General features: G+C 44.0%; 18 protein-coding genes and 2 pseudogenes. 6 read left to right on the top strand and 14 right to left on the bottom strand.

The features are described 5' to 3' along the window. Position 1: 1 nt before the first annotated feature. The 11 genes and pseudogenes from QUW60_RS15110 to QUW60_RS09405 all read right to left on the bottom strand — a co-directional run. Positions 2–1,198: pseudogene (locus QUW60_RS15110) on the bottom strand (tyrosine-type recombinase/integrase); the annotation flags it as partial. A 159-nt stretch (positions 1,199–1,357) separates the two neighbouring features. Next, positions 1,358–1,579: a DUF2795 domain-containing protein gene (locus QUW60_RS09360; protein ID WP_002558131.1), complete on the bottom strand. Its 222-nt coding sequence runs from the start codon at positions 1,577–1,579 to the stop codon at positions 1,358–1,360. 62 nt (positions 1,580–1,641) lie between these two features. Continuing rightward, positions 1,642–2,211 carry a cob(I)yrinic acid a,c-diamide adenosyltransferase gene (locus QUW60_RS09365; RefSeq protein WP_289560064.1) on the bottom strand — a complete coding sequence of 190 codons (570 nt, stop codon included), beginning with the start codon at positions 2,209–2,211 and terminating at the stop codon, positions 1,642–1,644. Positions 2,212–2,232: 21 nt separating this feature from the next. Then, a complete protein-coding gene (locus QUW60_RS09370; RefSeq protein WP_289560066.1) occupies positions 2,233–2,913 on the bottom strand; it encodes an O-methyltransferase in 681 nt (226 codons plus the stop codon). Between the two features lie 130 nt (positions 2,914–3,043). Further along, the gene (locus tag QUW60_RS09375; protein ID WP_258336703.1) at positions 3,044–3,532 is read right to left on the bottom strand and encodes a ferritin; all 489 of its coding nucleotides are present in this window, start codon (positions 3,530–3,532) and stop codon (positions 3,044–3,046) included. A 96-nt stretch (positions 3,533–3,628) separates the two neighbouring features. Then, entirely contained in the window at positions 3,629–4,576 is a 948-nt protein-coding gene (locus QUW60_RS09380) for an acyltransferase family protein (RefSeq protein ID WP_289560069.1), read from the bottom strand. A 159-nt stretch (positions 4,577–4,735) separates the two neighbouring features. Continuing rightward, positions 4,736–7,852, bottom strand: a complete 3,117-nt coding sequence (gene lacZ / locus QUW60_RS09385; RefSeq protein WP_289560071.1) for a beta-galactosidase, LacZ type — start codon at positions 7,850–7,852, stop codon at positions 4,736–4,738. Between the two features lie 86 nt (positions 7,853–7,938). Further along, positions 7,939–8,871: a lytic transglycosylase domain-containing protein gene (locus QUW60_RS09390; protein ID WP_289560147.1), complete on the bottom strand. Its 933-nt coding sequence runs from the start codon at positions 8,869–8,871 to the stop codon at positions 7,939–7,941. A 142-nt stretch (positions 8,872–9,013) separates the two neighbouring features. Then, positions 9,014–9,478: an amidohydrolase family protein gene (locus QUW60_RS09395; protein ID WP_289560073.1), complete on the bottom strand. Its 465-nt coding sequence runs from the start codon at positions 9,476–9,478 to the stop codon at positions 9,014–9,016. Further along, a complete protein-coding gene (locus tag QUW60_RS09400; RefSeq protein ID WP_258336707.1) occupies positions 9,475–9,705 on the bottom strand; it encodes a DUF2007 domain-containing protein in 231 nt (76 codons plus the stop codon). Before QUW60_RS09400 ends, QUW60_RS09395 begins: the two co-directional genes overlap by 4 nt. Positions 9,706–9,908: 203 nt before the next feature. After that, positions 9,909–10,469, bottom strand: coding sequence for an NAD(P)H-dependent oxidoreductase (locus tag QUW60_RS09405; protein WP_258336708.1), 561 nt, complete (start codon positions 10,467–10,469; stop codon positions 9,909–9,911). A gap of 972 nt (positions 10,470–11,441) precedes the next feature. Here QUW60_RS09405 and QUW60_RS09410 point away from each other — a divergent pair. The 3 genes and pseudogenes from QUW60_RS09410 to QUW60_RS09420 form a co-directional block, all read left to right on the top strand. Continuing rightward, positions 11,442–11,543, top strand: a pseudogene (locus tag QUW60_RS09410) (DUF4372 domain-containing protein); the annotation flags it as partial. Positions 11,544–11,554: 11 nt separating this feature from the next. Continuing rightward, entirely contained in the window at positions 11,555–12,211 is a 657-nt protein-coding gene (locus QUW60_RS09415; RefSeq protein ID WP_289560076.1) for an IS4 family transposase, read from the top strand. 157 nt (positions 12,212–12,368) lie between these two features. After that, positions 12,369–13,775, top strand: coding sequence for a restriction endonuclease (locus QUW60_RS09420; protein WP_289560078.1), 1,407 nt, complete (start codon positions 12,369–12,371; stop codon positions 13,773–13,775). A 37-nt stretch (positions 13,776–13,812) separates the two neighbouring features. Here QUW60_RS09420 and QUW60_RS09425 read toward each other — a convergent pair whose 3' ends face one another. The 3 genes from QUW60_RS09425 to QUW60_RS09435 are packed head-to-tail and all read right to left on the bottom strand — an operon-like array spanning position 13,813 to position 17,152. Beyond that, entirely contained in the window at positions 13,813–15,003 is a 1,191-nt protein-coding gene (locus QUW60_RS09425; RefSeq protein ID WP_289560080.1) for a DNA cytosine methyltransferase, read from the bottom strand. Then, positions 15,000–16,856: an Eco57I restriction-modification methylase domain-containing protein gene (locus QUW60_RS09430; protein WP_289560082.1), complete on the bottom strand. Its 1,857-nt coding sequence runs from the start codon at positions 16,854–16,856 to the stop codon at positions 15,000–15,002. The genes QUW60_RS09425 and QUW60_RS09430 overlap by 4 nt, the downstream gene beginning before the upstream one ends. After that, positions 16,853–17,152: a helix-turn-helix domain-containing protein gene (locus tag QUW60_RS09435; RefSeq protein WP_258336713.1), complete on the bottom strand. Its 300-nt coding sequence runs from the start codon at positions 17,150–17,152 to the stop codon at positions 16,853–16,855. The genes QUW60_RS09430 and QUW60_RS09435 overlap by 4 nt, the downstream gene beginning before the upstream one ends. A gap of 587 nt (positions 17,153–17,739) precedes the next feature. Between QUW60_RS09435 and QUW60_RS09440 the strand changes: the two genes are divergently transcribed. From QUW60_RS09440 to QUW60_RS09450, 3 genes are all read left to right on the top strand, one after another. Continuing rightward, positions 17,740–18,987, top strand: a complete 1,248-nt coding sequence (locus QUW60_RS09440; protein WP_289560086.1) for a glutamate-5-semialdehyde dehydrogenase — start codon at positions 17,740–17,742, stop codon at positions 18,985–18,987. 94 nt (positions 18,988–19,081) lie between these two features. Then, positions 19,082–20,044, top strand: coding sequence for a Rossmann-fold NAD(P)-binding domain-containing protein (locus QUW60_RS09445; protein ID WP_258336724.1), 963 nt, complete (start codon positions 19,082–19,084; stop codon positions 20,042–20,044). A 276-nt stretch (positions 20,045–20,320) separates the two neighbouring features. Next, entirely contained in the window at positions 20,321–20,908 is a 588-nt protein-coding gene (locus tag QUW60_RS09450) for an RNA polymerase sigma factor (protein WP_258336725.1), read from the top strand. The last annotated feature ends 50 nt before the right edge of the window (positions 20,909–20,958 follow it).

Here is a 20,958-nt window from a genome sequence, read left to right on the forward strand (position 1 = left end):
TCAATGAATAAGAAGAATTTATATGTCTTGCACAATGCATTGAGAGGGTAAACGGAAGCCCTATCTGTTCTCCGACAACCGCCAGCGACTGATTGATGCATTTCGTTGCATTGTTACGGGACTTGTACAGAGCCTCAGCATCATCAAGATCCAGATCATACTTTACTAAGTTGAATACATACCGACATCCGGCACGTTCCACCGGTGAAGAATATTCAAGCAGGTTCCGTAAGAGGAATTACATGGCGATTGTTCGTCTTAATCATGATTTTTCTCAGTTCCTTCTTCTCAAAATTGACATGGCCCCACTGCAATGTCATCACATCCACTACACGGAGTCCACAGGCATGGAAGGCAAAGAAGAACATTTCCAAAATTCTTTTCTGCGCGGTTCAGTACAAGTCTTGTAATATTCAAGCAATGCCGCCATCTGTTCCTTACTGAAACTTTTGCCGTCAAACTCTGCCTCTTCTTCAGAAAGCGATACCTTAGTTACAATGCGCATATCCTGAATCCTTGCATTGACGGCAGGTTCCATCATGCCCATTTCACAGGCGTATGCACATGCTTTTAATATCGGAGTCAGAGAGTGGTTGATAGTGGCATCACTGTTCTGCTTGATTTCCCTGCGCCACGATATATAACTGTCTAACAACTCCGGAGTCATATCGCCTACATAAATGCTGTCAGAACGATAGGTTCCCTGTCGGGTAGCCCTCAGGAATGTCTGGAATATATTCATGCAGCTCTTTCCGTTTTCATACCGGCTCCTTCCGATTCTGTTTCTTGCATAGTCTGAAGAAAGACGTTCCAATGTAAACTCCACGAAGTCCTTTCCTTGATCACGACGTGCAAACGGTTTGTCCGCAAGAAAGCCGAATACGACATCAGCGGTTATCTGATTAGGATGTTTTTCGCTATATTCGGCAAGTTGTGAATCTATACGTTCAACACGTGCCAGCAATAACTGGTTAAGCCGTTTGGATTCAGCACCATGACTTGCACGTATTTCACCCCGTCCCTGGTTGCCGTTCTAGTTCCAGTCCGCAACCTTGACAAAGACATTCGTTGTCTTACGGATTACCTGCCCGTTCCAAGTGTATTCCAACTCGACAGGATAGGCTTTTTCCTTGTCAACCACTTTCGGCGTGCGAAGGCGGTATTTGCCCAATGGATATAGTCTTTTCGGTCTTCCCATATGCTTTTCCTCCCAATTCAATATTCATGAGGAGAAACAATGGTAATGTATTTTAGACAAACAAACCGCACTATAAAACACCATAAAACACCAACGCGACAAACAAATAATCTTTGTTCATCGCGTTGGTGTTTAATTGTTTGACTAGTCCGAAGGCTATCAGTATTCCTCTTCGTTGAAAAAGAAGTCTTCTTTGCTCGGATAGTCAGGCCAAATATCTTCAATGCTTTCATATATTTCGCCTTCATCCTCCATTTCCTGCAAGTTTTCAATAACTTCCAGCGGAGCACCCGAACGCATAGCATAGTCAATCAGTTCATCTTTTGTTGCCGGCCAAGGAGCATCTTCAAGCTTAGAGGCCAATTCCAATGTCCAATACATGATATTTAAATTTTAAAGTTTCACATTCTAATTATTGAGCCACAAATGTATAACAAAATATCTCATTTGCAACTTTTATCCCAATAAATTTCATCTTTATTTGTTAAACAGTTCAATCTTCTTGCCAAAATGAACAAATAATCAGACAATCTGTTAATAAAACGTTTTACGTTCCCGTCTATCTCGCATACGCCCTTTTCTTCCAGTTCAAGAATCCTCCGCTCAGCCCGACGGCAAACCGTACGGCACACATGACACAAAGCAGCGTCCCGGTTTCCTCCCGGCAAGATAAATCCCTGCAACGGAGGCAATGACGCATCAATATCATCTATGGCCCGCTCTAAAAAAGCAACATGCTCCGGTGCCACCATACCAGTCACATGCAAATCCGTTTCGTTCTGGTCGGTTGCCAGATAAGCTCCCAAGGCAAACAGGCGATGCTGTATATTGCGCAATTGAACTTCCGTCTCAACATCATCTACAGACACGGCCAGCATACCCAGAAACGAGTTCAGTTCATCTACCGTACCATACGCTTCCAGACGGGCATGAGTCTTCGACACCCTCACCCCACCAACCAGGGAAGTAGTGCCTTTGTCGCCAGTCTTCGTATAAATCTTACTTTTTCCCATATCCGATACAACCTGAAAACTCTACAGAAAGTTCACGATCCGATGCTCTTTTGCCCGTTTTTTATCAAAAAACACAATGCCGATATCATACAGGTCAAAAGTTACTCCCGTGCGCGGATCCCTGACAACACTTTGCCACCACCGCTTCTTCTCGCCATTCAAATATGGCTTCCCTATTATAAAGCATGTATTCGGTCCGGCAAATGGAAGAAGCTCTTCAAATACTTTCTCATAATCCGCCGTATAAGCAATATGAACCAGATCGGGTACAACTCCCTTTCCTGTCAGTTCCTTCACTTTTTCCTGCCAGCTGCCTTCGAGATATTCCACCGCAGGCTTGGCAGACAAGATGCGTTTTACAGCCTCCTGGCACTGTTCTGCAAACGTGTAAACCGACATTTCATTCCGTGCCTCAAGCATATACCTCACACTTATTCCGCTTCCTGTCCCCACTTCAAAAAGAACAGACGGTTGAAGATAGTTCACAAGCCGGAAAAGAAACTTGTCCACTTTCTCACGGTAATGGGGCAAAAAGGCCACAACTCTCCGCAAATGATGCAAAGAGCTATAAGCATAGAAAGGCTGTTGTTCATAAACAACATTTGTTATGAAAAAGAAATCTGACGGAGAATGTACGCCATAGCCTTTCCGGTGGCAGATACGCTTGCACCAGTTCCATCCCCGTAAAATAATATCCCCCATTTCCAAGCAATCATTAAAAGTTATAACTTGGGGCAAAGTTAAAAATTTATGACAGACCAACAGACATCAGAACAAAAAAAATCATCCTGCAACAAACCGCAGGATGATTCTTTATTCAAATAACCTGATTTTAAGCGCGTGACTTGCCCAGTTGTTCGTCCAAATAAAGGATGCCCGCACCGTCACCGCATTTTCTCAACTTCTCAACAATACCTTGCGCAGTAGCTTCTTCTTCCACCTGCTCGCGGACATAGCCCCACAAGAAGTCCTGAGAAGCCTTGTCTTTCTCGCCCGAAGCTACATTGACAAGTTCGTCAATCAGTTCAGAAACATGACATTCATGTTTATATACGTGTTCAAACACTTCCAGCACACTGCCCCAGCCCTGTGGAACAACATCTATTTTATCAACTTTAGCAACGCCTCCACGTTTTGCCACATAGTCTGCCAAGTCATAAGCATGCTGCAATTCCTCTTGCGACTGCTTTCTCATCCATGATGCAAAGCCGTCGAATCCTTCACTCTGCAGATAAAAAGACATTGAAAGATACAAGTTGGAAGACCACATTTCAGCATTGATCTGGTCATTAATCGCGTTCTGTAATTTTTCTGAAATCATAATTGTATGTTTTTTTAATTGTTTAATCAAGATGTACTATACTTCCTACAAACAGAGTGCCAATGAAAATGCAAACTGACAATCTGTCGCGAAATCTCAACAAGAGCGCTGGATCATCCTTGCCTTTCCCCAGAAATAGGGCGATAAACGAAGCTTATCCATCAACCAGGCGATACCCAAGCATCCTGACACTGTTATCGCCAACGATACAGCCAGAAAAAGCATGCCAGAAGAGTCAAACGAAAAAACAGGCACAAGCGGTTTGACAAGCATGGTAAATATAGGAGAAAAAACCAAAAGAATAAAAGTGTTTGCCCCTATAAAATTGGCAGCACGGGCAAACCTCTCCGGCAAGCAGCGATACAAAACAAGTGACAAGCTGACAGCCAAATATGTCAGCAAAACACCCGAAACAAGCGCCCTGTCAAGATTCGACATATCAGAGGCAAGCCAGACAAACGGAAGCACAGCCCACAACGACGGCCTGAAAAAAGAGCAGAACCCAACAGAAGTGCGCCTTAAAACGGCTCCTGCAAGGAAATAAAAAGCATTAGGCAAAGAAACCACTCCAGCCCATGCAGCCTCTGCCGCATAAAGCAGACCAAGAATGATAAAGAATGAGATCAAGTTTCTCCGGTTACGGAAAAGACGAAATGCTACATAATAGGTCAATCCGCAAACTATCAAAGTATGCAAATACCAATAAGGCCCTACCGGATGCAGGAAAAGCTTCTCCAGCCATACTCCCCACCCCAACTCATCAATGCCGCCACGAACCGGAAGCACGGATGACACAATCACATATCCGCTCTCCATCACTGCGTAAGGTATGAAAATCCAGACAATCATCCTGAGAAACGGACGAATTTCCTTTTCCACATTCATCAGATACCCCGATATGATCAGGAAAGCCGGCATATGAAATGTATAGACCAAAGACTTGGCATAAGGATATTTGTCGCCAATGTATGCCAGATGAAACACAATCATCAGCAAGATGAATATGCATTTCAAAAAATCCAGTTCCGCAATTCTGCCCTTCATACAAACATGCCTTTAAAAAAGGCAAAATTAGGAAATAAAAACAGACAAGCAAATGCTTTCCACCCCAAAAAGAAAAGCAAATGCCCGAATATAAGTTCAAAACACAGAGCTACAAGCACAGAACGCTGTGCTTGCACCTCTGTGTTCAATTCTTTCACATTACAGAATACTGATACTGCTCTGGATCGGAGTCATAATGAACGTAAATTCATAATCACCGTAAGGCAGCACATATTCATCAAGCGGCCATGCACCCCAACTGTTTACACATCCCAAGCCCATCTGAGCTTTGTCGATCAGTACATTCGTCAGATCGGCAGGTTTCACCTCGTTCGAATGTTCCTGACGTTTGTAAGGTCCCGAGTCGAGCGAACTGATGGTATAATGCAGAGCAGAAGCCGAGAAAGGAGCCTCTGAAACAAATTCCAGACCGTTGCCCGCATCATTCATCTGCCTCCACCAGCGGATGTCAGTCTTGTTGCCATTTTCCTGCGGACGGATATAAGCATAGAACTGGTCGCTTACATTCTGGTTCCAGATGCCAAGATCCGTACAATGATTGCGGTCGCTGTAATTCTCTATCGGACCACGTCCGTAGAATGAAATCTTCTCGAAAGATTTCGGCATAACCAACTGCATGCCGAAACGGAACATCGGAGATACCTTTGCGTTCTTATCCGCCACCATCTTCTGGGTAACCTTTACAGCACCCTGATTGTTGATGACATAAGTCAGATACAGTTTTGTGGCTTCAGAAATGCCTTTCATTGCATATTCAGCAGAAACGGTTACTTGCCCATTAGCCGTTTCATGTTTGATGGATTCCAGCTTAAGCCCCGGATTCAGCCATGCACGGAACCTGTTCTGCAAGTTGGCACCAAAATCGTTATCAGTCGGAGCACGCCAGAAGTTCGGTGTCAAAGCTTCACCTTCCTTAATCATATCAACCCCATTCACTGTATACCGATCCATATAGCCGGTATATTTATTGAACTGAATATTGAAATTGCTCCCCGTAATCTCCACACAATTGACGTTGTCCGCATTTACTTCGGGAACTATGGCCACCTCGTTGCTTCCAACCACATTGGGGAAGTCCATCGAAGGCGCCTTGTATTCAGTCAGAGCCAACTGATCCTTTGCCACCACATGACCGGCCGGAATCAGGTTTTCACGATTCTTCTGGATATATCTCACATTCAGCAGCCATTCGCCTTCCCCATCGGTCTGTCCCAAATCCAGTTTTACAGTAGCTGTCTGACGGGGAGCAACATTCAGATTTTCCATACGTCCGCTGCGCACAGCCTTGCCGTCCTTCAGCACTTCCCATTCCATAGCGTATGCCGAAAGGTCACGGAAGAAATTCTCGTTATACACTTTCACTTCACCTTTAGACAAGTCTCCCGGAGTTGTCCAGATGTTCTGATAGTAATAAGCCACTTCATACATGTGCGGATTCGGCTTACGGTCAGGACTGATCAGCCCATTGTCGCAGAAGTTGAAGTCGCTGGCGTCAAAACGGTTGAAATCGCCGCCATAAGCATAGATCATCACCCCGTCCTTGCCTTTCCAGCGGCAAGACTGGTCAACGAAGTCCCAAATGAATCCACCTTGATATTTCGGATATTTGCGTACCAGATCCCAATACTCCTTGAAGCCTCCCTCAGAATTACCCATGGCATGAGCATATTCACACTGAATCAGCGGCTTGGTCTTGCTGTCATCCTCACAATACTTGATACAGTTTTTATAATCATAATACATCGGGCAGAAAATGTCTGTCTTTCCAGTCTGATGTGCCTGCTCATACTGCACCGGACGGCTTGAGTCTTCAGCCTTCACCCAATCATATGCAGCTTCAAAGTTAGGTCCATACCCGGCTTCGTTACCCAATGACCAGAAAATGATGCTCGGGTGATTGAAACTGCGCTGCACATTACGCTGGTTGCGCTCCAGATGCGCTTTCTTGTAGGAAGCATTCTTTGCCAGCGTCTTGTCACCGTATCCCATCCCGTGCGACTCGATGTTAGCCTCAGCCACCATATAGATTCCATACTTGTCGCACAGATCATACCAGAAATTATCATCCGGATAATGGCAGGTACGCACAGCATTGATGTTGAAACGCTTCATGAGCTGAATGTCCTGAATCATGCGTTCGCGTGAAACATGATAACCGCCGTCGGGATCCATCTCATGACGGTTAGCCCCTTTGAACAGAACGGGCTGTCCATTTACAAGAACCTGAGAGCCTTTCAGTTCAACTTTGCGGAACCCTACTTTGACCGGAATCACTTCGCTCACCTTATTTCCTTCTTTTACAGTTGCGCGCAAAGTATAAAGATAAGGAGTTTCAGCCGTCCATTTATTAGGATTCTCCACATTCATAGTCACCGACACATTCTTGGAACCGTTTGCGGAAGCAGATGCTACGGTTTTGTTCTGTGCATCCAAGAGCTCCAGCTCAACGTTCACATTCCCCTTCAAGCTCAGGTTTACGGCCAGCGAACCATTCTTATACTGGCTGTCCAGATCCGGAATTATCCGAATGTCGTCAATCCGTTTCTTGTTACGAGTATACAGATAACAGTCGCGAGCTACCCCCGTATAACGGAAAAAGTCCTGGTCTTCCAGATATGAGCCGTCACACCAGCGGAACACTTGAAAAGCGATCAGGTTCTTCTGCCCTGCTTTCAAGTAAGGAGTCAAGTCAAACTCAGCTTCCAGCTTGCTGTCTTCACTGTAGCCCACATATTTTCCGTTCACCCAAAGATACATGTTTGAACTGACAGCACCAAAGTGGGCAATGATATCTTTTCCTTTCCACTCGGCAGGAACCATGATTTCGCGCCGATACGAACCCACATGATTCTTTTCGACCGGCACATACGGAGGGTTGCTTTCATACTGGTTCCTCCATGCATAACCCGTATTCACGTAAATGGGATCGCCATACCCGTTAAGCTCCCATACACCCGGAACTTGCAGATCATCCCATCCTTTGTCGTTGAAACCCACTTTCCAAAAATCGGTAGGGCGAGCGTCCGCATTGGCCACCCAGAAGAATTTCCAGATGCCGTTAATGCTCATAAAATTCTCAGAATCTTCCTTTACAGCTTTCCCCGCCTTCTCCAGATTCTCATAAGCGAAAAAGTTTGCATGCATAGGCGCACGATTCACCGCATTGATTTCCGGATCTTGCCATTCTTTGAAACTTTGAGCGTTTGCAGAAAGCAAACAAGCGCCAAAGATGCCTAGAACTAATTGTTTTTTCATGGTTTATAAATAGATGGTTATAAAATATAAAAAATTAAGCGTTGCAAATATAGGACGTTTCCTATTCCCAGCAGGACATTTTTTCGTCATTCAACCACCCAATTCTTGTCATAAGGGACAATAACCCGCGGATTATAATGCATTTCTTCCTTATCAGGTATGCGAATGACATATTCTTTCTTCCCATGATTAGGCAAAGAGAAATCCCTCAGCCAAGGATTCATGTTTCTGAGCAGACTGAAATTTGTTCCCTGCGATTTTGCGAATCTGGGCAGATCTTCAATATGTCCCGTCACTTTCACCGTGTGATAAGGGATAGGAGGATACAAATCGCTTGCCCGCAAACGGAAACCAAACTTCTTGGGAGCGGCCAACATTGTTTTCACGGCCAATATCCGATACACATAACGCGCCGTTTCTTCAACCAGATAAAGGTCAAGTGCGTTTTCGGCATACTGCCGGTCCTGCTGCCGCGAAATTCTGCCTTGCCCCGCATTATACGATGCTGCTACCGTTTCCCAGTTGCCGAAGCGGGCATAAGCCTGCTTCAGATACTTACAGGCCGCACGGGTAGCTTTCTCCACATCATAACGTTCGTCCACATGACTGTTCACTTCCAGTCCGAACTCCTTCGCTGTGCCCGGCATGAACTGCCACAGGCCAGCCGCTCCTGCAACCGAACGAGCCAGCGGATTGACATTGCTCTCAATCGCCATCAGATACTTGAAGTCTTCAGGAACTCCATATTCTTTCAATATAGGATCGACAATAGGAAAATAACGGTTTGCACGCTTGATGATCTGAAGAGAGGTGCTATGCATATAAGCAAATGCCATCAGTTCACGATCCATCCGCTCACGCCGGTCAAAACGGGTCAGATCAATAGCCGTGCCGCAAAATACAATACTTTCGGGAACTTCTATGCAGCTATACTGCACCACGTCCTGCTCTGAATGCTTTTCATCGCCTGCTCTCGTAAATCCTGACAATGAAAAAATGACAAAAAGAAAAAACAGCATACCGACGCCTATGTGTAAACAATGAGTATTTTTCATATTTCAGTCAATTTGCAAACTAAAATACGAAATACGGCATAAAAGAACGCTATCTTTTAGCAAAATTTATAAAATCTATCCGGCAAGACACCCGCGAACGGCCGGATCAGTCTTTCAAGGCAAAACTCCGCAAGATTGTTTCCGGAAGCGCATCATCCGCATCCTTGTAAACAATCGAAACGTAAAACCCGCAACTGCCATCTTTGGCAAGAAGGTAACTGTAGACACAACGGTCAGATCCGCAAATCCCTTTCAGATACACTCCATGGAACTGAGAAAGATCAAAAGACACAACCGGTGTCTGCTTTGTCACCTCATCGTCCGCAGCTATGGCCTTCAGTTCGCCAGCCAGTTCCGCCCGCCTGATGCCTTCACCTTCCAGAAGTTCCACAGTTATATAGTAGGTAGAGTTGCCGACAGCATATCCTTCCGAAGAATCTTCCTCCACAACCATATCGGAGGGAGCCTTGAACGACACATCAAACGAGGTCCACACGACAGACTTCAACTCTTGCGAACGACAAGGGACAGACAGCAGAAAAGCCGCAAGAAGAAAAAGGAATTTACTCATGGCTTTCTTTCCGCTACAACCTTTTTGGCATAAACTTCTTCTTCCGGGTTCACCATCACCCGCACGCTTCCCCCCATGCCCGCATACGGAGAAGTTACAACCGACAAGCTTTCATCCTTCAGCATGGCATCCACGCCGGCGGAAGCCAGCAAGCCCTTTACCAATTCGGCCTCCCAGAGATCCCCTCTGAAAACCTCAACCAAAGAGTCATAATCATTCGCTCTCATAATCCGAAAATTTAATAAACCAAGCAGAGCATATACCCTGCTTCTTATTTTCAAAGATAAGAAAAGTTTTCAAACAATCGCTTCTTCAGGCCGAGTTTTTTTCGTTGCCGGATTACATTTCCAATAAAGCAACATTCTATCAAGTTCTGAAACAAGCTGCCCTTATTGTGTGTTGGAAACTTCTACTTTTCCGACACACAATTTTACGCCATTCCTTTCAATTTTTCGACCAGCAAATGTGCATGGCGAACTGCTTTCGCTTTCATCCGGGCCAGCTCTGCTTCATCATGGCGGCTGGCATACGAAAGGCCTCCGCTATAGATGTAGCCACACCATTGCAGTCCACACAAATCTGCCATTTGCTTATATGCAGGAAGGAAATCATCAATGGGATAGTGCTGCGGACCGTCATACCGGTACATATCTTCGGGTGCACCGGAGGTAAAAGACAGGACAATCTGCTTGCCTTTCAATTTATCTCCTGTGCTGCCATGAGAGAAGCCATGCGTGAAAGTCTGCTCCACCCAGCGGTGCAGAAGCGAAGGCGCACTATACCAGAATAATGGATATTGCAGCACAATAATGTCTGCACGAAGCAGTCGCTCCTGTTCTGCTTTCACGTCAATATGAAAATCCGGATACAGCTTGTCCAGATAGGCAAACTCTGCCTCTGGCAATAAATGCTTTGTTTCTTCCAATATGGTCTTGTTGGCAAACGAATCGTTCAAATCGGGATGTCCCGACACAATCAAAATCTTTTTCATCTTCTTTTCTTTTTATATTATACCTTATTGCAATCTCTTTCGGAAACACTCTGAGCAGCCGCTTGAACGAACGGTTATTGAAACCTGCTGCCTCATATACATCAGAAAGTTCTGTACTGCTATGCTTCAACCATTCGTATGCCCAATCAAGTTTTTTTGACGAGCCATTTCTCCAGCAACAGCTGTTGTCCACCACATCTCGCGCGACATGCAATATCCCAATACTGGATGTCCTTATGATTGGAGCATACTGATGCAAAAATAATGATTTTCCAGTTCTTCTTTTTGCATTCCGTTCTGTTTTTCTCGTTCAATCCACGGCTCTTTCATTTAAAATAAACCCAATAAGCCTTGTTATTGTTCGAGAAATCATTATTTTTGCATGTTGCGATTCAGGAAGCACCGCTTCCGGTGTTTCTTTTTATCGTTCATATAAAATGATTTTTGTAGGCGGAGATCAAATGCGACAGAGGTTGCTTTTTGATTTCCGCTCTTAAATTTCAGCACGTCGGGACTGTATGATACTGCATGCAGAACAGACATCGGACAAAGCGCATTTGGAAAAACAAGGCGAAGACTGCAAGCTTGTAGACTGGTATCTTGACGTGCTCCGCAACCACAAGGATAATGTTTAACCATCCGGACAGTGCAGTGCATATATCGGAAAGTATGAAGATTCCTTCGTCACAAACTGATCAAAAATCATGCATTATGATGCCTGTTAACTTCGCAGGCAAAGGTAAAACAGTTAATAAAAATTCCTTCTGATTCGCTCATATAAATAGCTATAACTACTATAAGTCTACAAACAAGGCTAGAAAGAAAGCTACATCAGCTCTCTATATGGAAAATATTATTAGTGTCCACTAAAAAGCCATAGAAGTTCTTTGAAATTATTGAAGTTCAATTTGTTATAAGCGATTTGATATTCCCGAAACGTGAATTTAACTTTGCGGTCAAAATCAGACCGTTATGTTTAAAGACGAGTATGTTTTCTCTCAATTAGTGAAATTCCTTGATTACGAGAAATTCAAATACATTGTGAAGAAATACAATGGCAACAAGTATATCAAGAGCTATACCTGTTGGAACCAACAGTTTACAATGACGTTCGGTCAGCTATTTACTCTACAACGATTGATCTGTGCCTGCCAGTGTTTGAGTGGGCTAGATTTCGCAAACATAAAGGCGGAATAAAGTTGCATACGCTCTACGATATTGAAGCGGAAGTTCCTGCATTTGTGCATGTTACACCATCTAATATTCACGATTCAAAGGCTATGCCTGAAACTCCATACGAATCAGGAGCACATTACATATTCGACTGCGGGTATAACGATTTCAGCAACCTTCATACGACAAATCGTATAGGTGCTTTCTTCGTCGTGCGAACCAAAACAAACATACGGATCAAGCCTAAAACCTGGAAACGAAGATTGCCGGAAGGTGTAGTTTCGGATGCAATCGGATGCCTTACGGCTTATAAAAGTTCTAAGGATTACCCCGGGGAATTTAGAAAACTCATCGTGGAGAATCCTGAAGACGGTACACAATACATCTTCCTGACGAACAATCTTGACGCATCTGCGGAGTTAATATCATCGCTTTATCGAAACAGATGGAGTGTTGAACTGTTCTTCAAACGGATAAAACAACATCTCAGTGACTTGTTTGACAAATCGAATTTCAAAAATGTCAAAGACCGATATGATTCAAGTAAACCGAATTTATTTAATTTTTAACCTTGTCCATTTTTAGTGGACAGTAGTGACTTAAAGTTTAAACATTCTCTTATTAATTGCAAATAATTGAACGGAACGACAGGCATTCTGGCCTGAATCATTAATTTTGCATTCAGCCTATTCATGAAAACACGTTTTATTTAAACATCAAAACGATATGAACAATAATAATGATAGAAGTTGGAATGACAATTTTAAAGCATATACAGAATATATTGTCAATCATAAGAATTATGCTGGTCTACCATACGAAAGGGGGAAAAATGGATGCGTCAAATGGGTTGTTGCCGGCAAGTCTAAACAAGGTATTGCACGGACTAATTGGTGGAACGAAAAATGCAAGCAACATGACATACCTATCCAAAAAGGATGTTATGCTATTATAGCCAGGTTGTTACATCCTACTAAGATGCATACTTGCCAATGCTGTGGAAAGCAACTGAGCATTTATGCTGTTTACCCTTCAAAGTTGCTTTTGACAAAGCTCAAAAAGGACTACGACATCAACGTTGAACAGACTTCTTGCACAATTATGGAAATAGTCCAACATCATTTCAACACAGAAAAAGACTTAAAATACATCGCTGCACTCTTTGGCGTGACATCTTACGCAAACAAAACGGATTTAATAGAGCAAATCAAAAGATTGGCACAGAGCGAACAAAGCAAGTATTTATCGCCCGGAGTTATGAGCAATTGTCCAGACCGATTTGACGGCTTTCATTCGGACGGATTATGCTGCCGTGAAAGAACGGACAAAGGCAGACACAAAGATAATATGCAGACCTATACACAGGACAGACGGGCATATGAAGAATGGGCTGACGGAAACTACAATCTCGCCAACAGACTGATGGGAGAATTTCATAAATGCACTGTCAGGTATGAATGCCCTGTTTGCAAACAAATGGCACAAATGTCACCAGACCATATAGGTCCTATTTCACTGGGATTTTGCCATAGCACAAACTTTGCTCCCATGTGCGCCTCATGCAATTCCGCGAAGAATAACCGCTTTACCCTTAGCGATGTAAAGAAACTGATACAATTGGAAAACAACGGCCAAACTGTTGTTAGTTGGCATGCTAAATACATTTGGGACAAATGTAAATTCAACGCCAACAGTGATGATGACGCCAAGAAACTAAGTTCCATTATGGCAAAGTGCCACCAAAATATCTTAAAGTTGTTTTCAGTTATAAGCGAGAAAGGCGGAAATGAGTTGTTGATGCAATATCTACATCCCGAGTATTCCCTTTATGATTATCGCTTCAAGAACTTCAACCCGATGAAGTTAGAGGAACTACAAATAATAGAGAAGCCTTTAACCAGCAAAAACAAGCGCAAAAATCAGGAGCGTTACATACGCATCGCTTTTGAATCATTACGAGATTTCAGTAAAAAAGATAACAGAAAAGTTCTTTTTTATACAGACAGGAAAGATATTCAAGAACAGACCGATCAGATTATCGGTTTGCTGAATGATAAAAAAATGTCAGAAGCCAAGGCCAAACTTAACGACACAATAGAGAAATTATGTGATTATGTTGAAAACGGAGATTGAGCGGAGAGGGTAGCTGAGCCCCTCCACTCAATCGCATTTATTGGGCAATACACATATTATAAAATTCTTCAAATGTGATTTCGCGCCTCATCAACCTATCGTATGGATGAACGACAGACGGATTATAGTCCATTTCGGGATAACCTCCCCCATTGTCCAACGCAGGGAGCGATTCGATTGCATCTCGAACAGACATTGCTATAGGTAATTTTGCGTTTGCCTGAACCGTTTTCCGTCTTGTTTTGCAGTTATCAGGCAATCGGAACAAGGGAGAAGGCGCATTGACAATTACACCATCTTTAGAACCTATAATAAACACACGCTTACGACGCTGCGGAACCCCGAACTCTTCCGCGTTTAATTTTATCGGCTGATTCACAAAATAACCGACATCCGCAAATGCCTGAATTATCTCTTTCATGGCTTCACCTTTTCTCATAGTCAAGATACCCGGAACATTCTCCATAACAAAAAAACTAGGCTTTAATCTCTCAACCATCTCAACAAATTCTTTAAACAATTGATTTCGTTTGTCGTTCGGATCACGCCATCCGGCATAAGAAAAGCCTTGACACGGAGGCCCGCCAATTACCACATCAATGTTACGTCTACCGCACGCCATCAATAACTTTTGTTTCGTTTCATCAAGGGTTATGTCACCGACAATGAAGTTGTCTTCAGAAGTATACCGGGAATGATTGTACGCATATGTCGACATAATGCTTCTATCAAGTTCATTGGCCGCCACCAAACTATAACCATCCATAATGAATCCTTCAGACAAGCCTCCGCAACCGGCAAACAGATCAACGAAACTATAACTGTTTAAATGCGGCTTTATTAAACAGGCTACGGCTCTCGCCAACAACGGCGGCACCGCATTCCCAATCTGCTTATACTGTGACGCGACAGAACCCTTGAACACAAAATCATCCGGAAAAGATTGCAAACGTGCAGCTTCTCTGTTTGACATGACCCTGCATTGGCTTGGATGCAGATTACACCCATTCCCGACCCGATTGAAATAAGTAGCAATGGTATAGCTCGGCTCATCCCAGCTCAACCGTCCATAATATGTGGTGCGACCACCCGACGCACGTATGTTTGTCAATCGCGCATCCGATATCGTAAGGGGAATGTCTTTCCAATTTCCCCCTTCCGGAATATGAGGAGCGATTTCCGCCTCATGCTTCCCCATTTTAAATGCAATGTGGTTGTATAATTTCATACCGCAACATATCTGATTTCTTCGGCGCTTAAGCCATATAAGCTACCGATGTATGCGTCCAGCTTCTCTTGACTTGTATATTCAAATTTATCATCCACCAAATCAAGATTAACAAGAGGCAGTTCATCCAGTTCATAATTATTGATATGATTGTTTGAACTTGTGACTTTAAACCTCCAGTTGAGAAGGCTGCTGTTAAGCAGAAGATACAGTTTCTGCAATGTACTATAGTCTGAAGAAATATAGTTGCATGAGTTACCGAGAATATCACTCGCTCCGCAAAAGACAAACTTCAGGCGGCGACCCTGACCACCATTAGAGATTTGCTGGCATATCAGCCTTCTTTTGTTGAAATCTTTGGTAATGTAGTCGTTTGATCGAGTTTTTAGAAAATCTTCTTGCACAAATTCTTGGCTTCCGCCTTTAATGCCATCTGCTCCAATCATATTGCCCCTCACGAGCCTATATGGAGTTATCTCTTTCGTGATATATTGCTTGGACAAAGTTAAGTCGAGTTCTCCACGCCTATTGCGGATATTATGGTAACTCCGTAAAGGCTGGCAAAAAGACAATTTTTTAAGTACATTCCATCCTTGTTTGGATATCAGCGGTATTTCCATATTATTCCCAAACAGTTGCTTTATAAGGCTTATTTCAACTTCAAACCTTTCCACACCCACTGCAATTTCTATTTTGTCTGTCTTTCCACCTTTTCTCATATAAAAAATATTGGAGGCTTGAGTGACATTCTCAAACAATTGTGCAGCCTCGCTGAAACTTTTAATGGTCAAAATAGTATTCTTCAGCAAAAGGTGTTTACGCAATTTTGATGCAGAAACATCCGCAAACAGTGTGGAAGGACAGATTATGCCCATCATGCCGTCAGGCTTCAAAAAACCGAGCATACGTTCAATGCTCAACTGATACAGATTGAGCATTCCCTCAATGGAATGATTGTAAAGCCCAGACTTCCTGAAGTAGTTGACCATCTGCATGAGTCTGTTTCCCTTTTCATCCGCTATTTTTTTCTTGTTAGGCTTAAGAACCAGATACGGAGGATTTGAAACGATAATATCGAACTTTTCCATGCACCCTCCAAAATCTTGAAATGACAAACCTTTTAAAGAATCTGAAAACATGCCGTCATCCATAAGTGCATTACGCCACAAAACCCTCTTGCTGACCGCTTCTAAAGAGTCTGCACATATCCTGTCCAGATAAGACACTGCTTTTAAACGAGTTATATTCACTGCATTTACATCAATGTCTACAGCACAGATGTTTTTAAGCACCGAATCATTTGGCTGCATGCCATACTTCTCATGCAAGCATTTCACAATTGAATCGTAGAAACGTCCTGTTCCGCATGCGAAATCCAATATACAAATGTCATCATATACATTATAGTGCTCAAGTGTGTTATACACAATCTCATCCGTTATGCTCGTTTGTGTATATACGGCACCAGTTTCTATCAGATTACTCTTTGAGCGTATTCTTTCTACCTTATTGTTCCGGTATATAAATGAAGAATTAAGATAAGACACATGCAAACATTCGCACAATGATGGAATGTCATTTCCAGCTATCCAGTCTATAAATTCATGCGTTTCCTTCGCCATGACAAAACCCAGGCCCAACAGTTTCTCCGCCTCTTCAACACCAATCCCCTTTGATACAAAAAACGTAAATATCATATCTTCTATCAATGAACGGTGGACTAATGAAGAAATAGTTTCCATGTCTTTCGGCATATCGGGAGGCATGTTCGGAGCAAATAATCCAACGCCAACGGTTTCGCCACAAGCTTCTTTCACTTTCCGGTTCTCGAAGTCTATTATTCTTTGTGTCATTTAGTCTTATTCTTATATTCAACAATGCTTTCGGCCACAATTGACAAAACACTTTCAGCATCTTCTTCATCAACAACATAATTGTAAACCTTTTCTGCCAACCATAGCTTTAGCAGCTCTGACTCATCAAGGCCTAACAGTTTAGACAAAGCAGGTATTGCTTCTCGCTTAGCAGGGCGTTGGCCCCGCTCAATCCGGCTATACATAGGCACATCTACCCCAATGGCTTTAGCCACCTCTTTTTGTGACAACTGCAAGGAATCTCTTGCCGCTTTTATTCTTTCTGCAAACAGCATATTTGTCATTTTTTGACAAAGATACAATGTATTTCCCAAAAATCAAAAGATACAGCCAATAGATAACAATTGTTTTTCCACACAAGATTGAACAACAGACCCGAAGTTATTTCATCCCTCCCCTGCAAACAAAGCAAGAATGCCACGCAGGGCTGACGCATTACTAAAGTCATTGATATTCAGAGTATCTGATATTTAGAGATATACTAAAGCCTGATAAAAAGGCTGTTTTTTACCTATAAAATCAGCACATGCTGAATAATAAGTACTTAATAATCAATATTCTTTTTAATGCGTCAGCCCTGGAATGCCACGCAGATTCTACAGTTCAGCCTTTGGACTGTATAGTCCAGCCACTGGACTATACGGTTCACACATGTGGACTATACAGTCCAGCACTTGGACCGTAGAATTTATCCCATCATACAGGAAAACTTTACACCGGCAGACGAGAATCCTTGCCGGAACACTTCACATGCGCTTCCAGACAAAAATCCGCAATTATTCTGCATTTTTTATGCAAAAACGCAGAAATATGTTCCCAAATATTGTATTTTTGTATCAAGTTGAAACATAAACCAAACGAAATGGAACTGAATGAAATCTTCAGGAGCGTTCAGGCCGCTTCACGGAAGCTGGCAATGATGAACTCTGATGAAGTGAACCGCATCCTGCTGGCATTGGCAGACGAAACGGAACACTGCATACCGGAACTGCTGGAGGCCAACCGCAAAGACCTCGAGCGGATGGATCCGGAAAACCCAAAATACGACCGGCTGAAACTTTCCGAAGCGCGCCTCATCGAAATAGCCTCGAACATACGCGATGTGGCGGCTCTGCCCTCACCCGCAGGCATCATCCTTGAGGACAGGATACGTCCGAACGGACTCCGCCTGAAAAAAGTGAGCGTGCCCTTCGGAGTGATCGGAATCATCTATGAGGCGCGGCCGAACGTGAGTTTCGATGTCTTCTCCTTATGCCTCAAGAGCGGCAATGCGTGTATCCTGAAAGGAGGAAGCGATGCCGACTTTTCCAACAGAGCTATCGTGGCGCTGATACATCGCGTGCTGGAACGGCTCGGGACTGACCCTTCGGCGGTAGCATTGCTCCCATCTTCTCATGAAGCCACGGCAGAACTGCTCCACGCTGAAAGATACGTAGACCTGATCATTCCGAGAGGAAGCGCAGGACTGATCAAGTTTGTGCGCGAAGAAGCAACGGTTCCGGTCATCGAAACAGGAGCGGGAATCTGCCACACCTATTTCGACAAGGACGGAGATGCAGAAAAAGGGGCTGCCATCATAAACAACGCGAAGACTCGAAGGGTCAGCGTATGCAATGCGCTCGATTGCCTGCTGATACACAAAGACCGCCTGCAAGACCTGCCGGATCTGTGCCGGCCGCTCCAAAAGAACAATGTGGTCATCTATGCTGACCCGCACGCATGGGAAGCACTGAAAGGGAATTATCCGCCGGAATTGCTGGAGCATGCGGACGAGCAGAGTTTCGGAACCGAGTTTCTCGACTACAAAATGTCCGTCAAAACCGTTGGCTGTGCAGAAGAAGCCGTTTCGCATATCCACGCATACGGCTCAAAACATAGCGAAAGCATCGTCACCGAAAACAATGTTACGGGCAGCTACTTCCAGAAAGCCGTGGACGCGGCCTGTGTCTATGTAAATGCGCCCACATCATTCACAGATGGGGCACAGTTCGGTCTAGGAGCGGAAATAGGCATCAGCACACAGAAGCTCCATGCCCGCGGCCCGATGGGACTGCGCGAACTGACAACCTACAAGTGGCTGATTGAAGGAAACGGACAAATCCGTCCATAAACAGCCGAAGAGATGAATTTTTATAAACACTTACCAACGGAAAAAGAATATTTATCGTATATTTGCAAGCAAGGAATCAATTAATATACATTCTATGAAAACTTATACAAATGTCTTCGACCTGGGAGACCTGAAGACCGCACTGGCGGAAGCGTTCGAAATAAAGAAAGACCGCTACAAGTATGAAGCATTGGGCAAACACAGAACTTGTCTGCTCATATTCTTCAACAACAGCCTGCGCACCCGCCTGAGTACACAAAAAGCGGCACGCAACCTGGGAATGGACGTGATTGTGCTGGACGTGAACCAGGGCGCATGGAAGCTGGAAACGGAACGGGGCGTAGTGATGGACGGTGACAAGAGCGAACACTTGCTCGAAGCCATCCCGGTAATGGCCTCATACTGCGACATCATCGGCGTGCGCTCGTTCGCGCGTTTCGAAAGCCGCGAAGACGATTATACGGAAAAAATACTGAACCAGTTCATCCAATATTCCGGCAAGCCCGTATTCTCGATGGAAGCAGCCACCGGACATCCGCTCCAGGCATTCGCCGACCTGATTACAATTGAAGAATACAAGAGAAAAGACCGGCCGAAAGTTGTGCTGACATGGGCGCCTCATCCGCGCGCACTTCCGCAAGCCGTTCCAAACTCATTCGCCGACTTCATGAATGAAGCCGATGTGGACTTCGTAATCACTCATCCGCACGGTTATGAACTCGACCCCAAATTCGTCCGAGGGGCACAAGTCGAATACGACCAGATGAAGGCGTTCGAAGGAGCCGACTTCATCTATGCGAAGAACTGGGCATGCCCGGGAGTCACAAATCCGGCAGATTATGGCAAAGTGCTCAGCAAAGACATGAGCTGGACGGTTGACGACGCGCACATGGCGGTTACAAACGATGCATTCTTCATGCACTGTCTTCCGGTCCGCCGCAACATGATCGTGACAGACAGCGTGATTGAGGCTCCCACGTCATTGGTGATTCCGGAAGCCGCCAATCGCGAAATATCTGCAACAGTTGTGCTGAAGCGTATGCTTCAGAGCTTATAAAGCTGAACAACACTCCAGAACTCCCGAACGGATAACGGCAAACTTCACGCACGGTCGGTTCTGGAGTGTTATCCCGGAAAACAACAGCCGGACACCATGCCGGTTCCTGAAGACCTAAATCTACAGACAAAAAATCCGAATCTTGTATAACCTCATAAAAAAACAATTTTTCCCAAGAAAAAAGTTTTCCAAAATTTGGCTTTATCATCCATATCATGTACATTTGGAGAACTTTTAACCAACGCAAGATATTTTCTTGCCAACAAATTTAATAATATGAAAAAGACAGAGCATCTTCGTGACGATATGCTTATAGAAGCTTATCGCCAGACCCAATCGCAGAAGGCAGCACTAGCATTGCACAAACGTTATGAACCATTAATCAGAAGACTGATTCAAAATGTCATACTGAACCACGAAGAACAAATGGATCTCATGCAGGAAATCGAAATCAAGATATTTCAGAGTCTGCTGCTTTCATACACCGAACAAGGCAAATTCAAACAATGGGTAAAAACAATCACCGTCAACATGATCAATGACTATCTCAGAAGGCGGGCCAAAGCTCCGCAAATGATTGACTGTGACATAAACAGTCTTCCAGCCCTCTATTATGACGAAAGGAAAGAACAGCAACACAAAGAAAAAATCTACCGCATCATAGAGGTCGTTATCCAGCAACTGTCGCCTGCACACAGGCTGTTATTGCAGAAAGTCTTTTTTGAAAACAAGAGCTTCCGGGAAATATCACAAGAACTGGGCATATCAAAGTCCGGAAGCCACAAAAGATTGAAATCACTCTTCCCGAAAATTGAACAGACACTGAGAGAAATGGGTATCAACGGACTCGAATCCGATTGGTAACAAATAAAGAAGACGGTGAAATCCACAAACTGGAGTTTCACCGTCTTCTT

This window comes from Bacteroides gallinaceum (assembly GCF_030373775.1).
GTDB lineage: Bacteria > Bacteroidota > Bacteroidia > Bacteroidales > Bacteroidaceae > Phocaeicola > Phocaeicola excrementipullorum.

Bases quoted from the DNA above. Each gene is read 5' to 3' on its own strand.
- QUW60_RS09360 (WP_002558131.1), bottom strand. From the start codon at position 1,579: ATGTATTGGACATTGGAATTGGCCTCTAAGCTTGAAGATGCTCCTTGG.
- QUW60_RS09365 (WP_289560064.1), bottom strand. From the start codon at position 2,211: ATGGGAAAAAGTAAGATTTATACGAAGACTGGCGACAAAGGCACTACT.
- QUW60_RS09370 (WP_289560066.1), bottom strand. From the start codon at position 2,913: ATGGGGGATATTATTTTACGGGGATGGAACTGGTGCAAGCGTATCTGC.
- QUW60_RS09375 (WP_258336703.1), bottom strand. From the start codon at position 3,532: ATGATTTCAGAAAAATTACAGAACGCGATTAATGACCAGATCAATGCT.
- QUW60_RS09380 (WP_289560069.1), bottom strand. From the start codon at position 4,576: ATGAAGGGCAGAATTGCGGAACTGGATTTTTTGAAATGCATATTCATC.
- lacZ (WP_289560071.1), bottom strand. From the start codon at position 7,852: ATGAAAAAACAATTAGTTCTAGGCATCTTTGGCGCTTGTTTGCTTTCT.
- QUW60_RS09390 (WP_289560147.1), bottom strand. From the start codon at position 8,871: ATGCTGTTTTTTCTTTTTGTCATTTTTTCATTGTCAGGATTTACGAGA.
- QUW60_RS09395 (WP_289560073.1), bottom strand. From the start codon at position 9,478: ATGAGTAAATTCCTTTTTCTTCTTGCGGCTTTTCTGCTGTCTGTCCCT.
- QUW60_RS09400 (WP_258336707.1), bottom strand. From the start codon at position 9,705: ATGAGAGCGAATGATTATGACTCTTTGGTTGAGGTTTTCAGAGGGGAT.
- QUW60_RS09405 (WP_258336708.1), bottom strand. From the start codon at position 10,469: ATGAAAAAGATTTTGATTGTGTCGGGACATCCCGATTTGAACGATTCG.
- QUW60_RS09420 (WP_289560078.1), top strand. From the start codon at position 12,369: ATGAACAATAATAATGATAGAAGTTGGAATGACAATTTTAAAGCATAT.
- QUW60_RS09425 (WP_289560080.1), bottom strand. From the start codon at position 15,003: ATGAAATTATACAACCACATTGCATTTAAAATGGGGAAGCATGAGGCG.
- QUW60_RS09430 (WP_289560082.1), bottom strand. From the start codon at position 16,856: ATGACACAAAGAATAATAGACTTCGAGAACCGGAAAGTGAAAGAAGCT.
- QUW60_RS09435 (WP_258336713.1), bottom strand. From the start codon at position 17,152: ATGCTGTTTGCAGAAAGAATAAAAGCGGCAAGAGATTCCTTGCAGTTG.
- QUW60_RS09440 (WP_289560086.1), top strand. From the start codon at position 17,740: ATGGAACTGAATGAAATCTTCAGGAGCGTTCAGGCCGCTTCACGGAAG.
- QUW60_RS09445 (WP_258336724.1), top strand. From the start codon at position 19,082: ATGAAAACTTATACAAATGTCTTCGACCTGGGAGACCTGAAGACCGCA.
- QUW60_RS09450 (WP_258336725.1), top strand. From the start codon at position 20,321: ATGAAAAAGACAGAGCATCTTCGTGACGATATGCTTATAGAAGCTTAT.